The organism is Amycolatopsis eburnea (assembly GCF_003937945.1).
GTDB lineage: Bacteria > Actinomycetota > Actinomycetes > Mycobacteriales > Pseudonocardiaceae > Amycolatopsis > Amycolatopsis eburnea.
Genome location: NZ_RSEC01000062.1, coordinates 60,129 through 84,154, shown reverse-complemented (window position 1 = coordinate 84,154; position 24,026 = coordinate 60,129). Strand labels below are relative to the sequence as shown.

Here is a 24,026-nt window from a genome sequence, read left to right as displayed (position 1 = left end):
CAGGACCTCCGAAGACCTGAATGACTCATTCAAGACCTTGGGGCGGCGCCGGGGAGGGTGTCAGAGGGCCGAGGCGAGGAGCAGGTAGCCCATCCCGGCACCCATCGCCGCCCGGCAGAGCGCGCGCGAAGTGTGCCCGGAGCCGGCCACGCCGGGGACCGGGCGGGAGGCCGGCCCGCGGACCACGACGACTCCCGTGCGGGCCGCGTCGGCCACGAAGTAGCCTGCCGCCGCCACGGCGAGCAGCGGCAGGGCCAGCCGGGCGTCCATTGTGGACATGGTCAGCCACGGGCCGTGCGTGCTCGCGTGGGGCATCGCCGTCACCATGTAGAACATCGCCGCCGCCGACAGGGCGTGGTGGGCGCAGGAGCGGTCCCGCCACCAGGCCACCGCGAACCAGCCCGCCGTCAGCGCCAGCACCGCCTGCCAGCCCGCCGCCGGGATCGGGCCGCCGACCGGGGAGACCATCGCCACCATCGCCACGACCAGCAGCAGCTCGGCCAGGTCGCCGTGGCGGACGCCGTGGCCCAGCCGCGTGTAGTCGAGGCGGACCAGCCGCAGCACGCACGGCAGCGCCAGCGCCGCGAACGCGGCCGTGAGCGCCCAGTCGACGACCATCGCCAGTCGGCCTCACTCTCCGTCGCGGGTGGTACCTCCACCGTGACACCCGCGACGGCCGCGCACCAGCCGTCAATGAGGTGACGCCTCAGTCACCCGTCAGGATGAGTCCGCTCGTCGGCACGCCCGTTCCCGCCGTGACCAGCACCCGGGCCGCGCCGGTGACCTGGTTGACCGCCGTGCCGCGGATCTGCCGGACGCCTTCCGCGATGCCGTTCATGCCGTGGATGTAGGCCTCGCCGAGCTGCCCGCCGTGCGGGTTGAGCGGCAGCGAGCCGTCGAGCTCCAGCGCGCCGCCGGCGATGAAGTCCTTGGCCTCGCCGCGGCCGCAGAAGCCGAGCTCCTCCAGCTGCATCAGGACGTACGGCGTGAAGTGGTCGTACAGCACCGCGACGTCCACATCGGACGGTCCGAGCCCGGACTGGGCCCACAGCTGCCGCCCGACGACGCCCATCTCCGGCAGCGCGGCCAGGTCGTCGCGGTAGTAGCTGGTCATCACGTACTGGTCCGGCCCGCTCCCCTGCGCCGCCGCGGTGATCACCGCCGGCGCCCGCGCCAGGTCGCGGGCCCGCTCGACGCTCGTGACGACCAGCGCGACCCCGCCGTCGCTCTCCTGGCAGCAGTCGAGCAGGTGCAGCGGCTCGGCCACCCAGCGCGACGCCTGGTGCTCCTCGAGGGTGATCGGCCGTTCGTGGAACCACGCGTTCGGGTTGGTCGCCGCGTGCTTGCGGTCGAGCACCGCGACGCGGCCGAAGTCCTCGCTCGTCGCGCCGTAGTCGTGCAGGTAGCGCCGCGCCACCATGGCCACGGTCGCCGCCGGGGTCGCGATGCCCATCGGGTAGTGGAAGGCGTTGTCCACCCCGGACGAGTTCACCTGCCCGGCCGCGGCCGAGGACACCTGGCCGAACCGCATCCCCGACCGTTCGTTGAACGCCCGGTACGCGACGACGACGTCCGCGACGCCAGTCGCCACCGCCATCGCGGCCTGCTGCACGGTCGCCGCCGCCGCGCCACCGCCGTAGTGGATGCGGCTGAAGAACTTCAGTTCGGGGATGCCGAGTTCCCGGGCCACGGCGATTTCCGCGTTGCCGTCCATGGTGAACGACACCAGTCCGTCCACATCGGACGGCGACAGCCCGGCGTCGGCGAGCGCGTGGGAGATGCATTCGGCGGCCAGCCGCAGTTCGCTGCGCCCGGAGTCCTTCGAGAACTCCGTGGCGCCGATGCCGGCGATGGCCGCCTTGCCCGGGAGCGTCACGGCAGGGTCACCTCCACGGTGCCGGCGACGTGCTCGCCGAGTGAGTCCACTCCGGACACCGCCACGACGACGTCGTTGCCGTCGGCGGATACCACACGGCCGGTGAAGGTCAAGGTGTCGTAGGCGTAGCAGGGCACGCCGAGCCGGATCTTGACCGAGCGGATGAGCGCCTCCGGCCCGGCCCAGTCCGAGACGAACCGCTGTACCAGTCCGGTGTCGGTGAGGATGTTGAGGAAGATGTCCTTCGAGCCGCGCGCCACCGCGGCGTCCCGGTCGTGGTGCACGTCCTGGAAGTCGCGGGTGGCGATCGCGGTGCTGACGACGAACGTCGGCGTCGCCTCGATCGTCAGCGGCGGCAGTTCGGTTCCTTCGGCGACGGTCATCGAGCCATCTTCCACGCGGGCAGGGTCAGGTCGTCGTCGACCCGGACGAACGCGGCGGTCACCGGCAGTCCGATGTGGACTTCCTCCGGCGCCGCGTCCAGGAGTTCCGCCATCACGCGGACCCCTTCTTCCAGCTCCACCAGCGCCACGACGAACGGGAGGTCCTTGCCCGGCACGGGCGGGTGGTGGTGCACGACGTAGGAGAACACCGTCCCGCGGCCGCTCGCGACGACGTAGTCCGGCTTGGTGTCCAGCGCGCCGTCCGGCGGCATCGGGCCGGGCGGGTGCCGCAGCGTCTCGCCCCAGCGCTGGATGCGCAGCTCGCCCTGGCGAAGCCCCTCCCAGAAGAACTCCGTGTCCCGGCTGATCACCGGCCGCAGCACCGGCGCCGCCGGCGGTTTCGGCGCGGGCGGCCGGAACTTGAGGACGCGGAACATCATTTCCGCGACGGCCTCACCCTCGACGTACCAGGTCATCCGCGTGGTGACGAACCAGCCTTCGCCGAGCGCGGTCTTCTTCGGCCCGACGACGTCCTCGAGCTTCGTCCGGGCCTCGACCCGCTCGCCCGGGCGCAGGTAGCGGTGGTAGGTCTGCTCGGAGTTCGTCGCGACGACGGAGGTGTACCCGGCTTCGTCGAGCAGTTCCATCATCAGCCCGAGCGGGTCGTCGCTCCCCCGCGGGACGTTCAGGCCGCCCATGGTCCACACCTGCGCCATCGCCGGCGGCGCGACCAGTCCCTTGTGGACGCTCGCGGCGGCGAACTCCGGGTCGGTGTAGACGGGGTTGGTGTCCCCGATGGCCTCGACCCAGTTGTTGACCATGGCCTGGTTGACCGGGTCCCTGGCCAGGCGCGGCGCGCATTCCCCGCGCGCGGCGATCTCTTCGGCGGCTTCCCGGATGGTCATCGCGGCACCCTCGGCAGACCCAGGCCGATCGAGGCGATCAGCTCCCGTTGGATTTCGCTGACGCCGCCCCCGAACGTCAGCACGATGTTGCGCTTGGCGGAGACGTCCAGCCAGTCGGCCAGCTCGGCGGTGTCCGGGTCGGCCGGATCGCCGTGGCGGGCGACGAGCTCTTCGAGGTTCCGGCCGATCCGCTGGATCGCCTCGGAACTGAACACCTTGGTCGCCGACGCGTCCCCGACGCCGACCGGCGCGGTCGCCGAGGACACCGCGACCTGCCAGTTCAGCAGCTCGTTCACCCGCGTCACCGCCATCGCCTCGGCCAGCACGGCCCGCACGTCGGCGAGGTCGAGCAGGTCGTGGGCGGCGGCCCAGGCGCGCACGCGGTCGTACATCCCGCCGATCCGCCCGGCCGGCCCGAGCATGACGCGCTCGTGGTTGAGCTGCGTCGTGATCAGCCGCCAGCCCTCGTTTTCCTTGCCCACCAGGCGGTTCACCGGCACGCGGACGTCCGAATAGTACGTCGCGTTGACGTGGTGGGCGCCGTCGCAGGTGATGATCGGCGTCCACGAATAGCCGGGGTCGCTCGTGTCCACGATGAGGATCGAGATGCCCTTGTGCCGCGGCGCGTCGGGCGCGGTCCGCACGGCGAGCCAGATGTAGTCGGCGTCGTGCCCGCCGGTGGTGAAGATCTTCTGGCCGTTGACGACGTACTCGTCGCCGTCGCGCACCGCGGTCGTCCGCAGCGCCGCGAGGTCGGTACCCGCCTCCGGCTCGGTGTAGCCGATCGCGAAGTGGATCTCCCCGGCCAGGATCTTCGGCAGGAAGAAGGACTTCTGCTCCTCGGTGCCGAACTGCTGCAGCGTCGGCCCGACGGTCTGCAGCGTCACCGACGGCAGCTGGACGTCGGCGCGCGCGGCCTCGTCGACGAACAGGTGCTGCTCGATCTCGCCGAAGCCCTGCCCGCCGTACTCTTCCGGCCAGCCGACGCCGAGCCGCCCGTCGCGGCCCATCCGGCGGACGATCTCGCGGAACACCGGCCCGTGCCGCTCGCGCCGCATCTCGCGGCGTTCCTCGGGGCTGATCAGCCCGGCGAAGTACTCCCGCAGCTCCGCGCGCAGGTCCTTCTGCGCCGCGGTCAGTTCGACGTGCATTTCGCTCACCCCGCCACTCGTTCGCCGAGCCTGCCGAGCCGGTGCGCGGCGCCGCCGAGCGCCCGGCCGAGATCCTTGACCGCCGACGAATAGCGGTGCAGCGGGTACGTTTCGTCGACGCCGACGCCGCCGTGCAGGTGGTGGCAGGTCGCGAGCGCCTTCGGGGCCTCCTCGGCGAGCCAGTAGGCGGCGACGTCGAGTTCGGCGTCCGCGTCGAGCCCGGCAGCCAGCCGCCACACCGCGGACGTCACGGCGAGGTGTACGGTCCGCGCGGCGACGTAGACGTCGGCGATCTGGCCCGCGACCGCCTGGAACGTCGCCAGCGGCCGGCCGAACTGGGTGCGTTCGCCGACGTGCTTGACGGTGAGCGCGAGCGCGCCGGCCAGCAGCCCATCGCCGAGCGCGAGCGCGCCGGCCAGCGCGAACCGGTGCAGCGTCGCGACCGCGCCCCGGTCGAAGAGGAGGTCGGTCTCCTCGACGGCGACGTCGTCGAGCCGCACGGTGCACTCCGGCGACCCGGCCGAGTTCCGCGTCGGGACGAGCGTGACCCCGTTGGCGCGCGGGTCGGCCAGGTAGACGGCGGTGCCGTGCGCGGTGGTCACCGGGGTGAGGATCCGGGTGGCTTCGGCGGCGTACGGGACAGCGGTCTTCACGCCGCTGAGCAGCCACTTCCCGTTCGCGGCGCGCGCGGTGGCGGCGGGCTCGGCGGTCAGCGGCGCGGACGGCTCGTGCAGCGCCGCGGTGAGCAGCGCCTCCCCGGCCGCGACCGGCGGCAGGAACCGCGCGCGCTGGGCGGGCGTGCCGAGCGTCTCGACCGGCAGGACGCCCAGCGCCAACGCGGCGTACGCGGGCACCGGCGCGGCGGCCCGCCCCACCTCGGTCAGGACCTGCGCGACCTCGGCGACGCCCAAGCCGTCGCCCTCGAGGTCGGTGGGCAGGGCGAGCGCCAGCAGGCCCGCGCCGGCGAGCGCGCGCCACGGATCGTCTTCCGCGCCGAGCACCTTCGCGGCGAGAGCGGCGATCTCGCTCTGCGTATCGTCAAGGGTGAAGTCCACGCCCGACCTCCGGCTCGACGCAATACTGAAACATGTTCTAGTCTTAACCGGAAAGGACCGGCACGGCAACCCCGCGGGAGGACTCGGATCACGACTGGCCGCCCGTGCCGAGTCAGAACGTGTTCCCCCCGAGGAAGGAACCCGCGATGGGACGCTTCAGCCTGCCGGAGCAGAAGCCCGGCGGCCTGGACTCACCGGTGACCGCGAAGGTCATGAAGTACGGCGCGAAGGCGCAGGTCGCGGTCTTCCGGCTGACCGGCGGCCGGATCGGCGGCACCTGGCGGATCGGGGCCGGGTTCCGCAAGCCGGTGCCGACGCTGCTGCTGGAGCACCGGGGCCGCAAGTCCGGGCGCCGGTTCACCACACCGCTGCTGTACCTGCGCTCCGGCGACGACGTCGTCATCGTCGCCTCGCAGGGCGGGCTGCCTCGGCACCCGCAGTGGTACTTCAACCTGCGGGCGGACCCCGAGACGCGCATCCACCTGAAGGGCCGCCGCGACGTCGCGGTCACGGCTCGCGTGGCCGGAGCCGACGAGCGCGCCGAACTGTGGCCGCGGCTGGTCGAGCTGTACGCCGACTTCGCGAAGTACCAGGCGTGGACCGACCGGGAGATCCCGGTCGTGGTGCTCAGCCCGCGGCCTTGAGCAGCTGGTCGAGGGCGTCCGGCAGCGCGTCGGCCAGCGGCCACAGGTCCCGGGTCAGCTCCCGCGCGCCCAGCAGGCCGACGTGCACCTTGCCCGCGTTGGACAGCACGGTGACGTTCAGGCCCGCGCCGTGGAAGACCGGCCCGAGCGGGTAGAAGCCGGTGATCCGCGCGCCGAGGAAGTACAGCGGCATCGGCGGGCCGGGCACGTTGGAGACGACCAGGTTGTGCACCACCGGGTGCTTCTCCGCCAAGCGCAACGCCGAGTACGCGCGGACGGCGAGGCCGAACGCCGTCGCGGCCGAGAACTGCGCCCAGTCCTGCAGCATGTCGGCGTCGATGTCGTAGTGGTGGTCCTTCGAGAGCCGGTTGGCCTCGGCGAGGAAGAACACGCGCGCGGCCGGGTCGGGCAGGTGCGTCGGGAGCGAGGCGAAGAACGCCGACACCTTGTTGCTGCCGTGGTCGCGCTCGGTCCGGTCGTGGATCGAGACGGGCACGGTCGCGACCAGCGGGTCGGCCGGCAGTTCGCCGCGCGCTTCGAGGAACTCGCGCAGCGCGCCCGCGACGAGCGCGAGGACGACGTCGTTGACCGTGACCCCGAAGGCGTTCTTCACCTCTTTGACCTCGTCGAGGTCGAGCTGGGCGAACGCGACGCTGCGGTGCCCGGTGATCGTGCCGTTCAGCGACGTCCGCGGCGCGGTGAACGGGACCGGCATCCCCTTGCCGCGCAGGGCTTTCCCGAGCCACCGCGGCACCAGCCCCAGCAGGTCGGGCAGCAGCCGGGCGACTTCGGCGGGACGTCGCACGACGGTCCCGGCGCCCGAGCGCAGCAGGTCCAGCGCCGAGGGCGCGGCCGGGTTGCCGGGCTGCTCCGTGACCGGCGCCGGCGCGTCGGGCTCCAGCCCGGCCAGCGCGGTGATCAGGCTGGCCCCGCTCACCCCGTCGACGCTGGCGTGGTGCATCTTCAGCAGCACGGCGATCCGGCCGTCGGCCAGTCCTTCGATGACGTAGAGCTGCCACAGCGGCCGCGCGCGGTCGAGCTGCTGGCCGGCGATGTGCGCGCACAGCTCGGCCAGCTCGGCGCGGTCGCCGGGCGCGGGCACGCCGATGCGGTGCACGTGGTGGTCGAGGTCGAAGTCCTCGTCCTCGATCCACACGGGATGGCCGAGGTTCCAGACCGGGTTGTGCAGTTTGCGGCGGAACGCCGGGATCAGCCGGACCCGTTCGTCGAGCTTGGCCAGGAGCTTCGCGAAGGTGTAGCCGCCGGGGACGGTCGAGCCGTCGAGGACGAGCAGCCCGCAGACGTGCAGGACCTGGGACGGCGTCTCGAGGTAGAGGAAGCTCGCGTCGAGGCCGCTCAGTCTCTGCATGCCGCCAGGGTAAGCCCGTTCCGGTGCGCGGCGCGTCACCCTACTCACCGGTATCATCGCGCTGGTGCAGCCGAACTTCCTGATCCGCCGCGCGGTCCAGCTCGGTCTCACGGCGAACGCGCTCCGCCCGCTGAAGGCCCGCTCGACGACGATCCCGGTGTTCTTCGCCGGGTGGCTGACCGGCGAGCTGGCGCCCCAGCTACTGGCCCTGACCGCGGCCGACACCGCGGTCCACCTGGCCCGCCACGGCGCGCGCGACCGCTCGACGCAGGCGGGCCTGGCCATGGCCGCGGCGTCGGCCGCCGGCCTGGGCGCGCTGATCCGCACCGGCCACGGCGCCCGCGAGGAGATCGAGAAGGCGCTGACGGAGGCACTCGGCGAGGACTACGCGGCCGAGCTGGGCCGGTCCGACCTCGGGCTGCCGTGGAGCGAGCTGGCGCTGCCGTTCCGGATGGGCGCCCCGGACGTGCGGGTGGATCGCGACATCGCCTACGCCCCGGGCGGCAAGCGCTTCTTGCTGGACGTCTACCGGCCGTCGGAGCCGGTGACCGGCGCGCCCGTGCTGCTGCAGGTCCACGGCGGCGCGTGGGTGATCGGCAACAAGGAGGAGCAGGGCCGCCCGCTGATGCGCTACCTCGCCCGCCGCGGCTGGGTGTGCGTGGCGATCAACTACCCGCTGTCGCCGGCGCATCGCTGGCCGGCCCACATCGTGGCGGCGAAGCGGGCGCTGGCGTGGATCCGCTCGTCGATTTCGGAGTACGGCGGCGACCCGGACTTCGTCGCGGTGACCGGCGGTTCGGCGGGCGGCCACCTGTCGGCACTGCTGGCGCTGTCGCAGAACGACCCGGCGCTGCAGCCGGAGTTCGAGGACGTGGACACGAGCGTCCAGGCCTGCGTCCCGCACTACGGCGTGTACGACTTCGCGGCCACGTCGGGTTCCCGGGCCAGCAAGTACCGGCTGGAGAGCCTGATCGCGCGCCGGGTGTTCGCCGCCGACCGCGACCCGGTCAACCACCTGGACGACTACATCGCGGCCTCGCCGCTGGACCGGATCAGTTCGGACGCGCCGCCGTTCTTCGTGATCCACGGCCGCGACGATTCCCTGGTCCCGGTCCGCGAGGCCCGCGAATTCGTGCGGCGGCTGCGGGAGAAGTCCCGCCGGCCGGTGGCGTACGCGGAACTGGCGGGGGCGCAACACGCGTTCGACGTGTTCACGTCGGTGCGGAGCGCGCACGTGGTCCGCGGCGTCGGGCGGTTCCTGGACCACACGTACAACGCGTGGAAGGCCGGTCAGTAGGCCAGGTCCACCGGGCTCGCCGACGGCGGGCCGTCCAGCCGCCACTCCGTGCCCGAGCGGGTGAAGCGGTACCACCGGGCGTCGCGGCCGTAGCGCAGCTGCAGGTTCCCCTGGGTGAGGCGGTTGCGCCAGAGCTTCGGCCGGCCCGGGAGGCCCGCTTCGGCCAGGATCGCCTGCGCCTCGGCCAGCGGGCCGGGGCCGGGCTGCCAGGTGTCGCGCAGGGCCGCCAGGCCGCCGCGGCCGCCTTCGCGCCAGGCTTCGGCCCAGCGGGCGAGGTCGCGGGGTGGCACGCCCGCCGCCGCGGCGAGGGTGGTGATCTCCGGGGCGGTGCGGGCGGCCGCGCGGCGGGCCAGGTCCTCTTCGAACGTCAGCTCGGCCGCCGTCACGCCGCCGATCAGCAGGTCGCGGGCCAGGGAGGCCGCGTCCGCCGCGAGCGACGACAGGGCGGCCGCCGTCCAGCCCGTGGCCGGTGGCGGGTCGAGGTCCAGGACCGCCGGCGGCCCCGCGACGCGCGGCGGGGGCGGCAGGTCCGGGATCGGGCCCGGCCGCCGGGTGTAGGCCGCTCGCGGCGTCAGGCCTTCGTCCGCCGCTTTCGGGAGCTTCGGCTGGTCCGCGCGGGCCGGCGACCGGCGGGCACGCAGCTCGGCCAGGACGTCCGCCCGCGGCCGGCCGCGGAGCAGGAACAGCGTGAACGGGTCGCGGTCCACCTCGTCGGCGACCAGGTAGTACACCGCGGCGACGTGCTTGCACGGGTTCGCCGAGTCCGGGCACGAACACCGCGGCCGCAGGTCGCCGGGCCCCGGCAGGAGGTCGGCGCCGGCCTCGCGGGCCTGCTCGGCGAGCGCGCCCGGCAGTTCGCCGTCGAGCAGCGCCGCGGCGTGCCCGAGCCGCGTGCCGACCACGCCGAGCAGGGTGTCCCACTCGCCGTCGGTGAAGGTGCGCATGGTGATGGTGACTTTGTAGGGCTCGGGACGGCTGCCGCGCACCAGCGCCTTCATCTCCCCGGCGCCGAAGTGCAGCTCGCTGACGGTGCCCTTGCGCGCGTAGGTGCGACCGCGCGGCAGCCGGTTCGGGTCGAGCTTCGCGCGCTGCTCCAGCGCGTCGACCCAGGCACGCCCCCACCAGGTGGTGCCGAAGTTCCGCCGCGGCGGCATCACCCGCTCCCGAGCCGGACGAGGTCGGCGAGCGCGTCGTCGGACAGCTCGGTGATCCAGTCCTCCCCCGCGCCGACGATCGACTCGGCCAGCCCCCGCTTCTTCTCGAGCACCTCGGCGATCCGCTCCTCGAGGGTGCCTTCGGCGATCAGCCGGTGCACCTGGACGGGCCGGTCCTGCCCGATGCGGTAGGCGCGGTCGGTGGCCTGGTCTTCGACCGCGGGGTTCCACCAGCGGTCGTAGTGGATGACGTGGGTGGCGCGGGTCAGGTTGAGCCCGACCCCGCCCGCCTTCAGCGAGAGCAGGAACACGGGGATCTCGCCGGCCTGGAACCGGTCGACCATGTCCTGCCGCTTCGACGGCGAGCTGTCCCCCGAGAGGACTTCGGTGGGCAGCCCCCGGTCCTTGAGGCGGCGTTCGAGCAGCCGGCAGAGCTGGACGTACTGGCTGAACACCAGGACGCTCTCGCCTTCGTCGAGGATGACGTCCAGCAGTTCTTCGAAGGCCGCGAGCTTGCCGGACCGGCCGGTGAGCGCGCCGTGCGGTTCTTTGAGGAACTGCGCCGGGTGGTTGCAGATCTGCTTCAGCTCGGTGAGCAGCTGGAGTACTTGCCCGCGCCGCTTGATGCCCTGCGATTCGCGGATTTCGGCGAGGTTCTCGCGCACGACGGCTTCGTACAGCGTGGTCTGCTCGGCGGTGAGCGGGACGAACCGGTCGGTCTCGGTCTTGGGCGGCAGCTCCGGCGCGATGTCGGGGTCGGTCTTGCGGCGGCGGAGGAGGAACGGCCGGACGGTGGCGGCCAGCCGTTCGGTGACTTCCTTGTCGCGGTCGCGTTCGATCGGCTTCGCGACCGTGCGGCGGAAGCGGTCGAGCGGGCCGAGCAGGCCGGGGGTGGTCCAGTCCACAATGGACCAGAGTTCGGTGAGCCGGTTTTCGACCGGGGTACCGGTGAGGGCGACTTTCGCCCGGGCGGGGATCTTGCGGAGTTCCTTGGCGGTGGCGGACAGCGGGTTCTTGACGTGCTGCGCCTCGTCGGCGGCGACCAGGCCCCAGTCCACTTCGGACAGTGTCTCGCGATCGCGGCGGAGGACGCCGTAGGTGGCCAGGACGACTTCGTCGGGGGCGAGGTCGTCGAGGTGACGGCTGCCGCCGTGGAACCGCCGGACGGGGATCTCGGGGGCGAAGCGGGCGAACTCGCGCTCCCAGTTGCCGAGGAGGGAGGTGGGGCAGAGGACGAGGGTGGGGCCGCCGGCGGTGGACGCGGGCTCGGCGCCGGTGAGGGCGGGTGGGCGGGCCAGCTCGCGGCGGTGCAGGTGCAGGGCGATCAGCTGGATCGTCTTGCCCAGGCCCATGTCGTCGGCCAAGCACGCGCCCAGGCCCAGTTCCGTCATCGTGGCCAGCCAGGACAGCCCCGCCTGCTGGTACGGCCGCAGCGTCGCCTGCAACCCCGGGGGCGCCGGGATCGCGGCGTCCGCCCGGTCGCGGATGCGGGAAGCCAGGCCGCCCAGTGCCGGGGGTGGGGCGAACTCGACGCGTTCGCCGTCCAGGTCCAGCTCGCCCGTCAGGGCCGCCGCCAGGGCTTCGGCCGCCTCCAGTTTGCGGGGGCGGCCGCGGACGCGGGCCAGCAGCTGCGGGTCGACCCGGACCCACTGGCCGCGCAGGCGGACCAGGGGGCGCTTGGCCTCGGCGAGCGCCGCCACCTCCGCCGCCGTCAGCTGCTCGCCGCCCAGGCTGAGCTGCCAGCGGAACTCCAGCAGCGAACGCAAGGCGAACTCCGGCCCGGCGACGCTCGCCGGGGCCTGGGTCGCGCTCGCCTTCGCCTTCACCTCGCCCGCGAACAGGCCCTTCGACCAGAGCACCTCGATGCCCGCGCCGCCCAGTTCGCGGGCGCCGTCGGTGAGGAGGTCGACGACCTCTTCGTCGGACAGGAGCAGGGACGCCGGCGCGGGCTCGGCGAGGACGCGGCCCAGTGGCGCCCACGCCCGCGCCCCGCGGCGCAGGCCGAGCAGCAGCTGCGTTTCGACCTGGTCGCCGAGGCGGTTCAGGACCGCGTCCGGGGCGTCCCAGAGCGTGGCCGCCTCCACCACCAGGCTCGGCTCGGCCAGGCTCCGGACCGCCAGCACCCCCGCGAACGTGTCGTCGTCCAGGCCCTCGACGCGCAACAGCACCTGCACGCCCCGCGGCTCGCGGGCCTCCAGCTCGGCCAGCCAGGCCGCGCCGTCCGGGCCCAGCAGCGCGGGTTCGCGGGCCGCGAACGCCGGGTCGCCGGCGCCGACCGGGGCGGCCGGGCTGCGGACCAGCAGGTCGGCCGTCGCGTCCCAGAGGGCGCGGACCAGGGAGTCCGGCGAGTGCAGCCGGATGCGTTTCAGCCCGGTCAGCGGCAGCGCGTACGCCTCCGGTGGCAGCGCGCCGGCGAGCCCGCGCAGCAGCTCCTCGTCCGCGGCGTCGAGCGGGCCGATCCGCCACGCCGCCGCGCCGGCCGGGGACGCGGCGGGACGCAGCCGTCCCCGCGCGACCAGGTTCACCCCCGCGTTGACCGCGGCCGACCACGCCGCGACCGCCGGGCTGGCCCCCTCCCCCACCGCCAGCAGCCGCGGCAGCGCGCGTTCGAGCGGCACCAGCTCCGCGTCGACCTTCGTCCGCGCGAACTTGGCGCCCCGGGGCAGGACGAGCTCGATCGTGGTCCCGCCGGCCACGTCGTCGCCCCACAGGGCCAGCACGCCTTCCCGCGGGGGATCCGCGGGGAGGTAGGTGGCCTGGGTGTCTGCGCTGAACTCCACGCCCGCAACGCTAGAACACGCCACCGACAGTTTCGGGCCGGGCGGCACGAACGGTCCGTTCGCGCCGCCCGGACGTCAGCGCGGCAGGCCGAGAAGCCGTTCGGCCGTCAGCGAAAGCAGCACCTGGGTGGTCCCGCCGGCAATCGACAGGCACCGCGTCAGCAGGAACTCGCGCTGCGCCGCGCCGTCCGCCAGCAGGGCCCCGGTCCCGGCCGCTTCCACGGCGAACTCGGCCACGTCCTGCCGGTGCCGCACCCCGAGCAGCTTCCGCACGCTCGACTCCGCGCCGGGATCCTGCCCGCCGAGCCGCCGCAGCGCCGCCCGCAGGTCCAGCACCGAGCCCGCGACCCCGTCCGCCACCAGGGAACCGAGCCGGTCGAGCGCGACACCGTCGAGCGCCGAGGCGTCCATTGTGGACACCAATGTCTGCACGCTCTCCCCCACCGCCGACCCGCTCCCGATGGCGACCCGCTCGTTCGCGAGCGTCGTGCGCGCCAGCCGCCAGCCGCCACCCGGCGGGCCGACCACGTCCGCGTCCGGGACGAACACGTCGTCCAGGAACACCTCGTTGAACACGGCGTCGCCGGTGATCTCGCGCAGCGGCCTCGTGGTGATGCCCGCGGCGCGCATGTCGACCAGGAAGTACGTGATGCCCTTGTGCTTGGGCGCGTCCGGATCGGTGCGGGCCAGGCAGATCCCCCAATCGGCTTCGCGCGCCAGCGACGTCCACACCTTCTGGCCGGACAGCCGCCAGCCGCCGTCGACCCGCCGCGCCGCCGTCCGCAACGCCGCCAGGTCGGAGCCCGCGCCGGGTTCGCTGAACAGCTGGCACCACGTGAGCTCGCCGCGGAGGGTGGGCCGGGCGAACCGTTCGCGCTGCTCGTCGCTGCCGTGTTCGAGGATCGTCGGCACCGCCCAGGCGCCGATCACCAGGTCCGGGCGGCGGACGCCGGCTTCGGCCAGCGCGCCGTCGATCCGCAGCTGCTCCGCGGCTCCGGCGCCCCGGCCGTAGGGCGCGGGCCAGTGCGGTGTCAGCAACCCGGCGTCGGCGAGCGCGACCCGCTGCTCCCCGGCGGGCAGCGCCGCGATCCGCGCCACCTCGGCGCGCAGCGCGGGATCGTCGCCGACGTCGACGTTGAGGGTGCGCACGGCCCCCGCCAGCGCCAGCTCCGCCGCCCGCCGCCGCCAGCCGCCGCCGAGCCACTGCCGCAGCGCGACCGCGCGGCGCAGGTACAGGTGCGCGTCGTGCTCCCAGGTGAACCCGATGCCGCCGAGCACCTGGACGCAGTCCTTGGCGTTGGCGACGGCGGCGTCGAGGGCGACGACGGCCGCGCTCGCCACCGACAGCGGGTCCTGCCCGGACGCCGCGTCCCAGGCCAGCGCTTCGGCCGCTTCGGCGCGGCAGAGCATCTCGGCGCACAGGTGCTTGACCGCCTGGAACGCCCCGATCGGCCGGCCGAACTGCTCACGGACCTTGGCGTAGTCGACGGCGACGGTCAGGCACCGCCGCGCCACCCCGGCCGCTTCGGCGGCGGCCAGCGTCGCCGCGAGGGGCGCGACCGGCGGCAGGGTGAGGACGTCGGCGCGGGCCCCGGAGAACCGGACGCGCGCGAGCGGGCGCGAGAAGTCGAACGCGGCCAGCGGTTCGACCGTGACGCCGGGCGTGCCCGGCGCGAGCAACACGTGACCGCCGTCGACCGGCACCAGGAGCCACGTCTCGGCGTCGGCACCGGGCACCGGGCCGGTGACGCCGTCGTCGAGCGAGGGCGCGTCCAGCAGCACCGCGAGGGTGGCTTCGCCCTCGGCCAGCGCCGGCAGCAGTTCCTTCGCGGCCGGGACGTCGGCGAGCAGGAGGCCACCCAGAGCGGTGCCGAGCACCGGGCCGGGGACGAGTTCTTCGGCCGCCGCGGCGAGGCCGGCGGCGAGATCGGCGATACTTCCGTCGGCGCCGCCCACCGACGCGGGCAGGGCCACCCCGAACAGGCCGAGCGCGGCGAACCCTTCGGGAAGACCGGCCCCGGTTCCGGCCGCGCGCACCGCCTCTCGCGGGTGGTGCGCCGCCGACCAGGCGTGGATCGCCTCGGCCAGCGCGGCTTGTTCGTCGGTGAGCGTGACCGGCATCGGGCCTCCTCGCGGAACGGGACACTACTCGCGAGTGTAGAACGTGTTACAGTTTTTCGGCCAGTGGGTCGATTGTTGAACGTTTCGCCAGGAGAGGTACGCTGTGTCCTGAAGTGGAACAAGTTCCGACAGACGGGGGAGCTCCGATGCCCGGCAAGACCAAGGCGCGCGGCAACGGCCTGAGCGCGATCGGCGCCGACGAGCTCGGCTCGGCCGCCCAGCGCGACCGGCGCCGCCGGATCATCGACGCGACCCTCGCCCTGGCCTCGAAGGGCGGCTACGACGCCGTCCAGATGCGGGCCGTCGCCGAGAAGGCGGACGTCGCGCTCGGCACGCTGTACCGGTACTTCCCGTCGAAGATCCACCTGCTCGTCTCCGGCCTGGCGCGCGAGTTCGAGCGCGCGCAGGAGAAGCTCGAGCGGCAGGCCATCCCGGGCGAGACGCCCGCCGAGCGGCTGATGTTCGTGCTCGGCCGCAACACCCGCCTGATGCAGCGCGACCCGCACCTGACCGAAGCCATGGTGCGGGCCTTCATGTTCGCCGACACGTCCGCGGCCGCCGAGGTCGAGCAGGTCGGGCTGCTGATGGAGAACATGTTCGCCAAGGCGATGGGCATCGACGAGCCGACCGAGGCCGACCGCGACATCTTCCACGTCGTCGCCGACGTCTGGATGGCGAACCTGGTGGCCTGGGTGACCCGCCGCGCCTCGGCGGCCGACGTCGCGAACCGCCTCGAACTGTCGGTCCACCTGCTGCTGGACAAGTAGCCGCGCCTCAGCGGTGCGCGGCGGCCACCTCCGCCAGCTCGTCGAGGGCCTTGAGCGTCTCCGCTTCCGGCAGCGTGTCGAGCAGGAACGTGTACCGCTCGACGCCGGCCTCGCGGAAGCCGTCGATCACCTTCGGGATCGTCGGGCCGCCGAACACCGCGAACTGGACGTCTTCCCGGCCCTGCTCGGCCAGCCAGCGGCGGACGCGCTGCGCCTCCTGGTACTTCGTGTAGCCCCGCAGCAGCCAGCCGTCGCCGTACTTGGCGAGCCGGTTCAGGGCCGCCTCGCTCTCGCCGCCGATGTAGATCGGGACGTGCGGCTTCTGCACCGGCTTCGGCCAGCTGAAGATCGGGTCGAGGTCGATGTGCTCGCCGTGGAACTCGGCCTCGTCCTTCGTCCAGATCTCCTTGAGCGCGGCCAGCTGCTCGTCGATGAGCGCGCCGCGGGTCTTCGGGTCGGTGCCGTGGTTGCGCATCTCCTCGCGGTTCCAGCCGACGCCGACGCCGAACAGCGCGCGCCCGTCGGAGAGCACGTCCAGCGACGCGACCTCCTTCGCGGTGTGGATCAGGTCGCGCTGGATCAGCAGCGCGATCCCGGTGCCGAGCAGCAGCTCCGACGTCGCCGTGGCCGCGGCGGTGAGCGCCAGGAACGGGTCGAGCGTGCGGTAGTACACGCGCGGCAGCTCGCCCCCGCCGGGATAGGGGGTTTCGCGGCTCACGGGGATGTGCGAGTGCTCGGCCAGGAAGAGCGAATCGAAGCCGCGTTCCTCCAGCGCCGCACCCAGCACGTCGGGGCGGATGCCCTCGTCGGTCACGAACGTCGAGATCCCGAATTTCATGCTCCAGGAGTACCACCGCCTTGACACGGGGTGCACGATGGAGTCATCTCATCATCCGTTGAATAAGGGGGCGGTCATGGACGTACAGGACGTCGACTTCGAGGAGCTCTACCAGGGCGCCACGCCGATGGGCCGGAAGATGCCCTGGGACCTCGGCGCACCGCAGCCCGCGGTCGTCGAGCTGGCCGACGCCGGCGAGTTCGGCGGCGACGTGCTCGACATCGGCTGCGGCCTGGGCGACAACTCCGCGTTCCTCGCCTCGCGCGGCCTGCGCGTGACCGGCCTGGACGGCGCGCCGTCGGCGGTTTCGCAGGCTCGCGCCCGCGCGGCGGAGAGGGGCCTCGACATCGAGTTCGCGGTCGCCGACGCGACGAAGCTCGAAGGCTACGAAGGCCGGTTCGACACGGTGCTCGACAGCGCGCTGTACCACTGCCTGAGCGAGGGCCAGCGGAGGGCGTACCTCGCGGCCCTTACCCGCGCGACCCGCCCGGGCGCGCGGCTGCACCTGTTCTGCTTCTCGCCGGAGGTCCCCGACGCGTTCCCGGCGCCGTACCTGATCAGCGAGGCCAACCTGCGGGAGACGGTCGGGAAGGACTGGACGATCGAGACGCTCGAGCCGCGGCTGTACACGACGTCGATGACGCCGGAGGAGCTGCGGCAGAGCGTCCGGGTGGTGCTGGACGCGGACCCGGCGGGGCTGACGTCGATGGAGACCGACGCGGACGGGCGGGTGCTGGTCCCGGTTTGGCAGCTGAAGGCGGTCCGCCGCTAGCGAGCGGTGACGGAAAGCGCCCCAATGTGGCGTTGGTTGCGTCCAACGCACCGAACGCCACATTGGGTGCGTCTGACGCACCGAAGGCCACATTGGGGCGCTCGAGCCGGGCCGTGCGCCGCTAGACGTTGCGGCGGTACTGGCCCCCGACCTCGAAGAACGCCTCCGTGATCTGGCCCAGCGAGCACACCCGCGCGGCGTCCATCAGCACCCCGAACAGGTTGCCGCCGCGGGTTGCCGCTTCGCGCAGGGCCTTCAGGGCCTGCTGGGCTTCCTCGTGGTGGCGGTGCTGGAAGTCGGCCAGGCGGTCCAGCTGGGACTTCTTCTCGGCCTCCGTCGCGCGGGCCAGTTCGACCTCGACGTCGTCCTCGCCCTGGTTCGGGTTGCGGAACGTGTTGACGCCGATGATCGGCAGCGAGCCGTCGTGCTTCTTGCGCTCGTACAGGATCGACTCGTCCTGGATCTTGCCGCGCTGGTAGCCCGTCTCCATCGCGCCGAGGACACCGCCGCGCTCGGAGATGCGGTCGAACTCGGCCAGGACCGCTTCCTCGACCAGGTCCGTCAGCTCGTCGATGACGAACGAGCCCTGCAGCGGGTTCTCGTTCTTCGACAGGCCCCATTCCTTGTTGATGATCATCTGGATGGCCATCGCGCGGCGCACCGACGACTCCGACGGCGTCGTGATCGCCTCGTCGAAGGCGTTGGTGTGCAACGAGTTCGCGTTGTCGTACAGCGCGCACAGCGCCTGCAGCGTGGTGCGGATGTCGTTGAAGCTCATCTCCTGCGCGTGCAGCGAGCGGCCGGACGTCTGCACGTGGTACTTGAGCTTCTGCGACCGCTCGTTCGCGCCGTAGCGGTCGCGCATCGCCACCGACCAGATCCGGCGCGCCACCCGGCCCAGCACCGAGTACTCGGCGTCCATTCCGTTGGAGAAGAAGAACGACAGGTTCGGCGCGAAGCAGTCGACGTCCATGCCGCGGGCGAGGTACGACTCGACGTAGGTGAAGCCGTTCGCCAGCGTGAAGGCCAGCTGCGAGATGGGGTTCGCGCCGGCCTCGGCGATGTGGTAGCCGGAGATCGAGACCGAGTAGAAGTTCCGCAGGTGGTGCTCGATGAACCACTCCTGGATGTCGGCCATCATCCGGAGGCTGAACTCGGTGGAGAAGATGCAGGTGTTCTGGCCCTGGTCCTCCTTGAGGATGTCGGCCTGCACCGTGCCGCGCACGTTCTGCAGCGTCCACGAGCGCAGCTCGGCGGCCTCGGCGTCGGACGGCTCGCGGCCGTGCTCGGCCCGGAACGCGTCGATCTTCTGGTCGATCGCGGTGTTGAGGAAGAACGCCAGGATCGTCGGCGCGGGGCCGTTGATCGTCATCGACACCGACGTGTTCGGCGCGGTCAGGTCGAAGCCGTCGTAGAGGGCCTTCATGTCCTCGACCGTCGCGATGGACACGCCCGAGGTGCCGACCTTGCCGTAGATGTCGGGACGCGTGTCGGGGTCGTGGCCGTAGAGGGTCACGGAGTCGAACGCCGTCGACAGCCGCTTGGCCTCGGAGTCGGCCGAGAGCAGCTTGAAGCGGCGGTTGGTGCGGAACGCGTCCCCCTCTCCGGCGAACATCCGCGCCGGGTCCTCGCCCTCGCGCTTGAACGGGAAAACGCCCGCGGTGTAGGGGAAGTAGCCCGGCAGGTTCTCGCGGCGCAGGAACGACAGCAGCTCGCCGTCCTCGCCGTAGCGCGGCAGGGCGACGCGCGGGACCCGGTTGCCGGACAGCGTGTCGCGCCACAGCTGCGTGCGCAGCTCCTTGTCGCGGATCTTCACGACCAGCTCGTCCTGGCGGTATTCCTCGGCCAGCTCCCGGAAGCGCTCGAGGAGCTTTGTCGACTCGCCGTCCACATCGGACTCGGCCGCGGCGAGCAGCCCGTCGAGCGCGTCGGTGGACGCGTCCGCCTTGGCCAGTTCCTCGCGCGCCACCGAAAGCGCGTTCCGCTTGCGGACCGCGGCGACCTGCTGGTCGGTCTTCGCGTGGTAACCGCGTACGGAGTCGGCGATCTCGGCCAGGTACCGCGCGCGGTTGCCGGGGATGATCGTCGAGGCGTCCGTGGACACCTTGCCTTCCACGCGGGGCAGCGTCCCCGCCGAAACGGACAGCCCTCGTTCGGCGAGCACGTCGCGCAGGTGCTGGTACAGCGCGGTGACGCCGTCGTCGTTGAACTTCGCCGCGCTCGTGCCGTAGACCGGCATGTCCTCGGGGCCTTCCGAGAAGGCTTCGCGGTTGCGCACCAGCTGGCGCGCGACGTCGCGGCGGGCGTCCTCGGCGCCGCGGCGCTCGAACTTGTTGATCGCGACGACGTCGGCGAAGTCGAGCATGTCGATCTTCTCCAGCTGCGACGCGGCGCCGAACTCCGGCGTCATCACGTACAGCGACTCGTCCACGAAGTCGACGATCCCGGCGTCGCCCTGGCCGATGCCCGGCGTCTCGACGATGACCAGGTCGTAGCCGGCGGCCTTGCAGGCCAGGATCGATTCGCGCAACCCGGCCGGGATCTCCCCCGACGTCGTGCGCGTGGCCAGCGAACGGAAGTACACCGGCGAGCCGTCGAGGCAGTTCATCCGGATGCGGTCGCCGAGCAGCGCGCCGCCGCCCTTGCGCCGCGACGGGTCGACCGCGAGCACCGCGATCCGCAGCTTGTCCTCCTGGTCGAGGCGGAAGCGGCGGACCAGCTCGTCGGTGAGCGACGACTTGCCGGAGCCACCGGTGCCGGTGATGCCCAGTACCGGCACCGTCCGCCCGCTCGCGGCTTCGGTGATGCCGTCGAGCAGCTCGGCGGGCAGCCGTTCGGCCGCCAGCTGCGTGATGACCCGCGAAAGCGCGGGGACGTCCCCGGAGAGCACCTTGTCGAGCGCCGGGCCCTCGGCCGCGAGGTCGGTGTCGCAGGCCTCGATCATCGAGTTGATCATGCCCGGCAGGCCCATCTCGTAGCCGTCCTCGGGCGAGAAGATGCGGGCGACGCCGCGCGAGTGCAGCAGGTCGATCTCCTCGCGCACGATCACCCCGCCCCCGCCGCCGAAGACCTTGATGTGGCCGGCGCCGCGCTCGCGCAGCAGCTCGACCAGGTACGAGAAGTACTCGACGTGCCCGCCCTGGTAGGCGGAGATGGCGACGCCCTGGACGTCCTCGGCGATGGCGGCGGTGGCCACCTCGTCGACCGAGCGGTTGTGCCCGAGGTGGACGACCTCCGCGCCCTGGGACTGCAGGATCCGCCGCATGATGTTGATCGACGCGTCGTGACCGTCGAAGAGGCTCGACGCCGTCACGAACCGGACGGGGTGCACGGGGCGGTACAGCTCGCTGCTCATCCCTCAAAAATACTTTGGCTTCCTACTATTGGAAACCCGAGGACCAGTGACGCGGCTCTCACGACAACCTTGACAGTGCTCAGCTGGGGGCTATATTTAACGGAGACGTTAATTAACAAGAGGCTGAAATGACCATGCCCGCAGACCACCTGAGCCGCACGTTCGCCGCACTCGCCGACCCGACCCGGCGGGCCATCCTCGCCCGGCTTTCCGCGGGTGAGGCGACGGTGAACGAGCTCGCCGAGCCGTTCCCGATGAGCCTGCCCGCCGTCTCCCGCCACCTGAAGGTGCTGGAGCAGGCCGGGCTCATCACCCGCGGCCGCACCCGCCAGTGGCGGCCCTGCCGGCTGGCGGCGAAACCGCTGGAAGACGTGGCCGACTGGGTGGCGCGCTACCGCCCGTTCTGGGACGACGGGTTCGACCGCCTCGAAGAGCACCTGCGCACCCTGCGGAACGGAGGCGAAGATGCCTGACCTCACCATCTCCCGGGTCTTCGACGCGCCGCGCGAGCTCGTCTTCGCCGCGTGGACCGACCCCGACCAGCTGGCGAGCTGGCTCGGGCCGCACGGCTACACCGGCTCCGCGGTCACCCTCGCCACGCGGCCGGGCGGCGCCTGGCGCGCGTGCATCCGCTCCCCCGAGGGCGACGAGCACTGGATGCACGGCACCTACCGCGAGATCGCCGCGCCCGAGCGGCTCGTGTTCACCTTCATCTGGGACACCGAAGGCGACATGCGCGCGGAGACCCTCGTGACGATCGACTTCGCCGACCTGGGCGGCAAGACGGAGATGACGTTCGTCCAGACCGGCTTCCCGACCGTCGCCGACCGCGACGGCCACCACGACGGCTGGACCTCCAGCTTCGGCGACCTGACCGGCTTCATCCACCACCGAGGAGAGGAAGACCGATGACCGCGACCCAGCACGCCCTGCCCGAGATCGTCTCGCCGGAGGAATGGCAGGCCGCGCGCGACGCGTTGCTCGTCAAGGAGAAGGAGCACATGAAGGCGGCCGACCACCTCGCCGCCGAACGGCGCCGCCTGCCGATGGTGCCCTTCCCGAAGCCGTACGTGTTCACCACGCCCGAGGGCGAGAAGAGCCTGCTGGACCTGTTCGAGGGACGGCCGCAGCTGATCGTCTACCACTTCATGCTGCACCCGGGCGACGAGGCGGGGTGCCCGGGGTGCTCCCTGCTCGTCGACAACATGCCGCACCTGGCGCACCTGCACGACCGGGACGTCACGCTCCAGGTCGTCGCGCCGGCGACGCTGCCCGAGATCGAGCGGTACAAGAACCGGATGGGCTGGGACGTGCCGTTCGTGTCCTCGCACGGCAGCGACTTCACCGAGGACTGCGGCGTCGGCATGGGCTTCGGGGTCAGCGTGTTCCTGCGCAACGGCGACGACGTCTACCGGACGTACTTCACCTCGGGCCGCGGCGGCGAGATGTTCCTCGCCTCGCACCGGTACCTCGACATCACGCCGCTGGGCCGCCAGGAGGCGTGGGAAGAGGAGAGCCGCGGCGACGACGGCCCGGGTGCCTGGTGGCGGCGCCACGACGAGTACTGAAGTTTCCCGCGCGGGCGTGTCCGGTCCGCCGGCGCGGCTCCGACCTGCTGGTGACCCGAAGCACCAGGAGGCGGAAATGCGCGAGATCGTCCACATGGTCCACACATCGCTCGACGGCTGCGTCGAGGGCCCGAACGGCGAGTTCGACTGGCCGGTGCTGGGCCCCGAGCTGTCCGGGTACTCGCGGGAGCTGAGCGCGCGGTGCGGCGAGTTCGCGTACGGCCGCAAGGTCTGGGACATGATGGCGGGGTTCTGGCCGGCCGCCGAGTCGATCTCGGACGACCCGCACGACCTCGCCTTCGCGCCCGTCTGGCGGGAGACGCCGAAGGTCGTGTTCTCGCGGACGCTGGAGAAGCCGGGCTGGCACACCCGCGTCGTCGGCGGCGACCTCCACGAGGCCGTGGCGTCGTTGAAGGCGGAACCGGGCGGCGACGTGCTGCTCATGGGCGGCGCGGAGCTGGCCGCCGCGCTGACCGCGCGCGGCCTGATCGACGAGTACCAGGTGTTCGTGCACCCGGTCGTCCTCGGCGGCGGCAAGCGCCCGTTCGCCGAGGGCACCGCGCGGCTCGGCCTCGACCTGGTCGAATCGCGCACCTTCGACGGCCGCGTCGTGCTGCTGCGCTACCGCCGGGCGTGACAGCGCCGGGCCCGGGGCGTTCCCCGGGCCCGTGCGGCGTCAGCGGGCGTTCGCCGCCCGCAGCGCGATCCACTGGCGCATGGCGTACTCGACCAGCGTGATGAGCGTCTGCTTGGTCGACTCGCGGTCCCGCGCGTCGCAGCGGACGATCGGGATGTTCGGGTCGATCGACAGCGCCTCGCGGACGTCGTTGATGTCGTGCTCCAGCACGCCGTCGAACGTGTTGACGCCGACGATGTACGGCAGTCCCCGGTCCTCGAAGAAGTCGATCGGGGCGAACGAGTCCGCCAGCCGGCGCGTGTCGGCCAGCACCACCGCGCCGATCGCGCCGCGGACGAGGTCGTCCCACATGAACCAGAACCGCTGCTGGCCGGGCGTGCCGAACAGGTAGAGGATCAGGTCCGCGTCCAGGGAGACGCGCCCGAAGTCCATCGCCACCGTGGTCGTCGACTTGCCCGGCGTGTGGTCGAGGTTGTCGACGCCGACGCTGGCGTCGGTCATCATCGCCTCGGTGGTCAGCGGCACGATCTCCGACACCGACCCGACGAAGGTCGTCTTCCCCGCACCGAAACCGCCAGCCACCACGATCTTGGCGGATGTCATGGTCGGGGGCGCGGTGTCCCGCGGTGCCTTATAGCCGACGGAGTCCACTCAAAACCCTTTCCATCAACACCAGATGTGCCTCGGCGCCGTCATTGCCCGTAATCGTCTTGTGCACCGTGACCAGCCCCGCGTCCGCCGCGTCGCTGATCAGCACCCGGGCCACGCCCAGAGGCACCCGCAAGGCCGACACGATCTCGGCGACCGAACGGGGGGTCCGGCACTCTTCCATGATCGAAATGCACTCGATCTGCTCCGCGGCCACTTCGGGGAAGCCACCGGTGGCAGCGTAGTCCTTCGCGGAGATCAGTGTCTCCAGCTCCAGGGCGTAGTTTGCCCGGGTGCGGCCGCCGGTCAGCGCGTAGGGCCGGACGATGGCCGTCAGCTCCTCCGGCGCGGGCGGCTGTTCGAACACCGCGGGCATCACGAACTCGCCGCTGGGCGGCCCGGGATCGAACAAACCCCCAGGTCGCGGGCTGTCCCCGTCGGTACTGCCGGGTGGAGAGACTAAAGAGGTCACGCGATCTCCTTGGTCGGCCGACGGCGCGGGCGCCGGCGGTTCCGCGGCCGCGTGCGCACCGGCGGCCGGGGGTGGCGGGGACTCCTTGCTCTTCTTGCGCTTCCGGCGGGCACGGCCGGAATCCAGGGTGAACCCGTTGAGGACGTCGGCGAACGTGCCGTCGTCCCCTCGCCCGGCGGGGTGCTGCCCCTCGGGTGGTTCGCCGTCGAATCCGGACCCCGTGCTCATCGCGCC

The 24,026-nt window shown here is 72.3% G+C and carries 22 protein-coding genes; 8 read left to right on the top strand and 14 right to left on the bottom strand.

Features of this window, described 5'->3' with window-relative positions:
* Positions 1-60: 60 nt before the first annotated feature.
* From EIY87_RS42555 to EIY87_RS42530, 6 genes are all read right to left on the bottom strand, one after another.
* Positions 61-618 (bottom strand): DUF5134 domain-containing protein, encoded by a 558-nt coding sequence (locus tag EIY87_RS42555; RefSeq protein ID WP_125315673.1) that lies wholly within the window; start codon positions 616-618, stop codon positions 61-63.
* Positions 619-706: 88 nt separating this feature from the next.
* The gene (locus EIY87_RS42550) at positions 707-1,876 is read right to left on the bottom strand and encodes a lipid-transfer protein (RefSeq protein ID WP_125315672.1); all 1,170 of its coding nucleotides are present in this window, start codon (positions 1,874-1,876) and stop codon (positions 707-709) included.
* Complete coding sequence (locus EIY87_RS42545; protein WP_125315671.1) at positions 1,873-2,259, bottom strand: MaoC family dehydratase; 387 nt, start codon at positions 2,257-2,259, stop codon at positions 1,873-1,875. The genes EIY87_RS42550 and EIY87_RS42545 overlap by 4 nt, the downstream gene beginning before the upstream one ends.
* Positions 2,256-3,164 (bottom strand): bifunctional MaoC family dehydratase N-terminal/OB-fold nucleic acid binding domain-containing protein, encoded by a 909-nt coding sequence (locus EIY87_RS42540; protein ID WP_125315670.1) that lies wholly within the window; start codon positions 3,162-3,164, stop codon positions 2,256-2,258. Before EIY87_RS42540 ends, EIY87_RS42545 begins: the two co-directional genes overlap by 4 nt.
* The gene (locus EIY87_RS42535; protein WP_191984474.1) at positions 3,161-4,315 is read right to left on the bottom strand and encodes an acyl-CoA dehydrogenase family protein; all 1,155 of its coding nucleotides are present in this window, start codon (positions 4,313-4,315) and stop codon (positions 3,161-3,163) included. Before EIY87_RS42535 ends, EIY87_RS42540 begins: the two co-directional genes overlap by 4 nt.
* A gap of 5 nt (positions 4,316-4,320) precedes the next feature.
* Positions 4,321-5,370 (bottom strand): acyl-CoA dehydrogenase family protein, encoded by a 1,050-nt coding sequence (locus EIY87_RS42530; RefSeq protein WP_125315668.1) that lies wholly within the window; start codon positions 5,368-5,370, stop codon positions 4,321-4,323.
* A 146-nt stretch (positions 5,371-5,516) separates the two neighbouring features.
* Here EIY87_RS42530 and EIY87_RS42525 point away from each other — a divergent pair, with 146 nt between their 5' ends.
* Positions 5,517-6,014 (top strand): nitroreductase family deazaflavin-dependent oxidoreductase, encoded by a 498-nt coding sequence (locus EIY87_RS42525; RefSeq protein WP_125315667.1) that lies wholly within the window; start codon positions 5,517-5,519, stop codon positions 6,012-6,014.
* Here EIY87_RS42525 and EIY87_RS42520 read toward each other — a convergent pair.
* Positions 5,998-7,383: a WS/DGAT/MGAT family O-acyltransferase gene (locus EIY87_RS42520; RefSeq protein ID WP_125315666.1), complete on the bottom strand. Its 1,386-nt coding sequence runs from the start codon at positions 7,381-7,383 to the stop codon at positions 5,998-6,000. The two genes, EIY87_RS42525 and EIY87_RS42520, sit on opposite strands and share 17 nt — an antisense overlap.
* 64 nt (positions 7,384-7,447) lie before the next feature.
* Between EIY87_RS42520 and EIY87_RS42515 the strand changes: the two genes are divergently transcribed.
* Complete coding sequence (locus EIY87_RS42515) at positions 7,448-8,680, top strand: alpha/beta hydrolase (protein WP_125315665.1); 1,233 nt, start codon at positions 7,448-7,450, stop codon at positions 8,678-8,680.
* Here EIY87_RS42515 and EIY87_RS42510 read toward each other — a convergent pair.
* The 3 genes from EIY87_RS42510 to EIY87_RS42500 form a co-directional block, all read right to left on the bottom strand.
* Positions 8,674-9,834, bottom strand: coding sequence for an SWIM zinc finger family protein (locus EIY87_RS42510; RefSeq protein WP_125315664.1), 1,161 nt, complete (start codon positions 9,832-9,834; stop codon positions 8,674-8,676). The genes EIY87_RS42515 and EIY87_RS42510 overlap by 7 nt on opposite strands.
* Entirely contained in the window at positions 9,834-12,614 is a 2,781-nt protein-coding gene (locus EIY87_RS42505) for a DEAD/DEAH box helicase (protein ID WP_125315663.1), read from the bottom strand. Before EIY87_RS42505 ends, EIY87_RS42510 begins: the two co-directional genes overlap by 1 nt.
* A 75-nt stretch (positions 12,615-12,689) precedes the next feature.
* Positions 12,690-14,735, bottom strand: a complete 2,046-nt coding sequence (locus EIY87_RS42500) for an acyl-CoA dehydrogenase family protein (RefSeq protein WP_125315662.1) — start codon at positions 14,733-14,735, stop codon at positions 12,690-12,692.
* Between the two features lie 146 nt (positions 14,736-14,881).
* On the opposite strand from EIY87_RS42500, the gene kstR reads away from it, so the two are divergent.
* Positions 14,882-15,502: a cholesterol catabolism transcriptional regulator KstR gene (gene kstR / locus EIY87_RS42495; RefSeq protein WP_125315661.1), complete on the top strand. Its 621-nt coding sequence runs from the start codon at positions 14,882-14,884 to the stop codon at positions 15,500-15,502.
* 7 nt (positions 15,503-15,509) lie between these two features.
* Here the strand turns inward: kstR and EIY87_RS42490 are convergent, their stop codons facing one another.
* On the bottom strand, positions 15,510-16,340 hold the full coding sequence (locus tag EIY87_RS42490; protein ID WP_125315660.1) for an LLM class F420-dependent oxidoreductase: 831 nt from the start codon (positions 16,338-16,340) through the stop codon (positions 15,510-15,512).
* 76 nt (positions 16,341-16,416) lie between these two features.
* On the opposite strand from EIY87_RS42490, the gene EIY87_RS42485 reads away from it, so the two are divergent.
* Positions 16,417-17,112: a class I SAM-dependent methyltransferase gene (locus tag EIY87_RS42485; protein ID WP_125315659.1), complete on the top strand. Its 696-nt coding sequence runs from the start codon at positions 16,417-16,419 to the stop codon at positions 17,110-17,112.
* A 121-nt stretch (positions 17,113-17,233) separates the two neighbouring features.
* On the opposite strand, the gene icmF is transcribed toward EIY87_RS42485, so the two are convergent.
* Entirely contained in the window at positions 17,234-20,467 is a 3,234-nt protein-coding gene (icmF, locus tag EIY87_RS42480) for a fused isobutyryl-CoA mutase/GTPase IcmF (RefSeq protein WP_125315658.1), read from the bottom strand.
* Positions 20,468-20,601: 134 nt separating this feature from the next.
* Between icmF and EIY87_RS42475 the strand changes: the two genes are divergently transcribed.
* The 4 genes from EIY87_RS42475 (at position 20,602) to EIY87_RS42460 (ending at position 22,672) form a co-directional block, all read left to right on the top strand.
* Positions 20,602-20,940: an ArsR/SmtB family transcription factor gene (locus EIY87_RS42475; RefSeq protein WP_125315910.1), complete on the top strand. Its 339-nt coding sequence runs from the start codon at positions 20,602-20,604 to the stop codon at positions 20,938-20,940.
* Positions 20,933-21,379 carry an SRPBCC family protein gene (locus tag EIY87_RS42470; RefSeq protein WP_125315657.1) on the top strand — a complete coding sequence of 149 codons (447 nt, stop codon included), beginning with the start codon at positions 20,933-20,935 and terminating at the stop codon, positions 21,377-21,379. The genes EIY87_RS42475 and EIY87_RS42470 overlap by 8 nt, the downstream gene beginning before the upstream one ends.
* Positions 21,376-22,035 carry a DUF899 domain-containing protein gene (locus tag EIY87_RS42465; protein ID WP_125315656.1) on the top strand — a complete coding sequence of 220 codons (660 nt, stop codon included), beginning with the start codon at positions 21,376-21,378 and terminating at the stop codon, positions 22,033-22,035. Before EIY87_RS42470 ends, EIY87_RS42465 begins: the two co-directional genes overlap by 4 nt.
* 76 nt (positions 22,036-22,111) lie before the next feature.
* Positions 22,112-22,672, top strand: a complete 561-nt coding sequence (locus tag EIY87_RS42460) for a dihydrofolate reductase family protein (RefSeq protein WP_125315655.1) — start codon at positions 22,112-22,114, stop codon at positions 22,670-22,672.
* Positions 22,673-22,711: 39 nt separating this feature from the next.
* Here the strand turns inward: EIY87_RS42460 and EIY87_RS42455 are convergent, their stop codons facing one another.
* Together EIY87_RS42455 and EIY87_RS48780 are read right to left on the bottom strand one after the other, a co-directional pair.
* Positions 22,712-23,275: a GTP-binding protein gene (locus EIY87_RS42455; protein ID WP_086861521.1), complete on the bottom strand. Its 564-nt coding sequence runs from the start codon at positions 23,273-23,275 to the stop codon at positions 22,712-22,714.
* Positions 23,276-23,303: 28 nt separating this feature from the next.
* Positions 23,304-24,020, bottom strand: coding sequence for a DUF742 domain-containing protein (locus tag EIY87_RS48780; RefSeq protein ID WP_225440390.1), 717 nt, complete (start codon positions 24,018-24,020; stop codon positions 23,304-23,306).
* Positions 24,021-24,026: the final 6 nt, after the last annotated feature.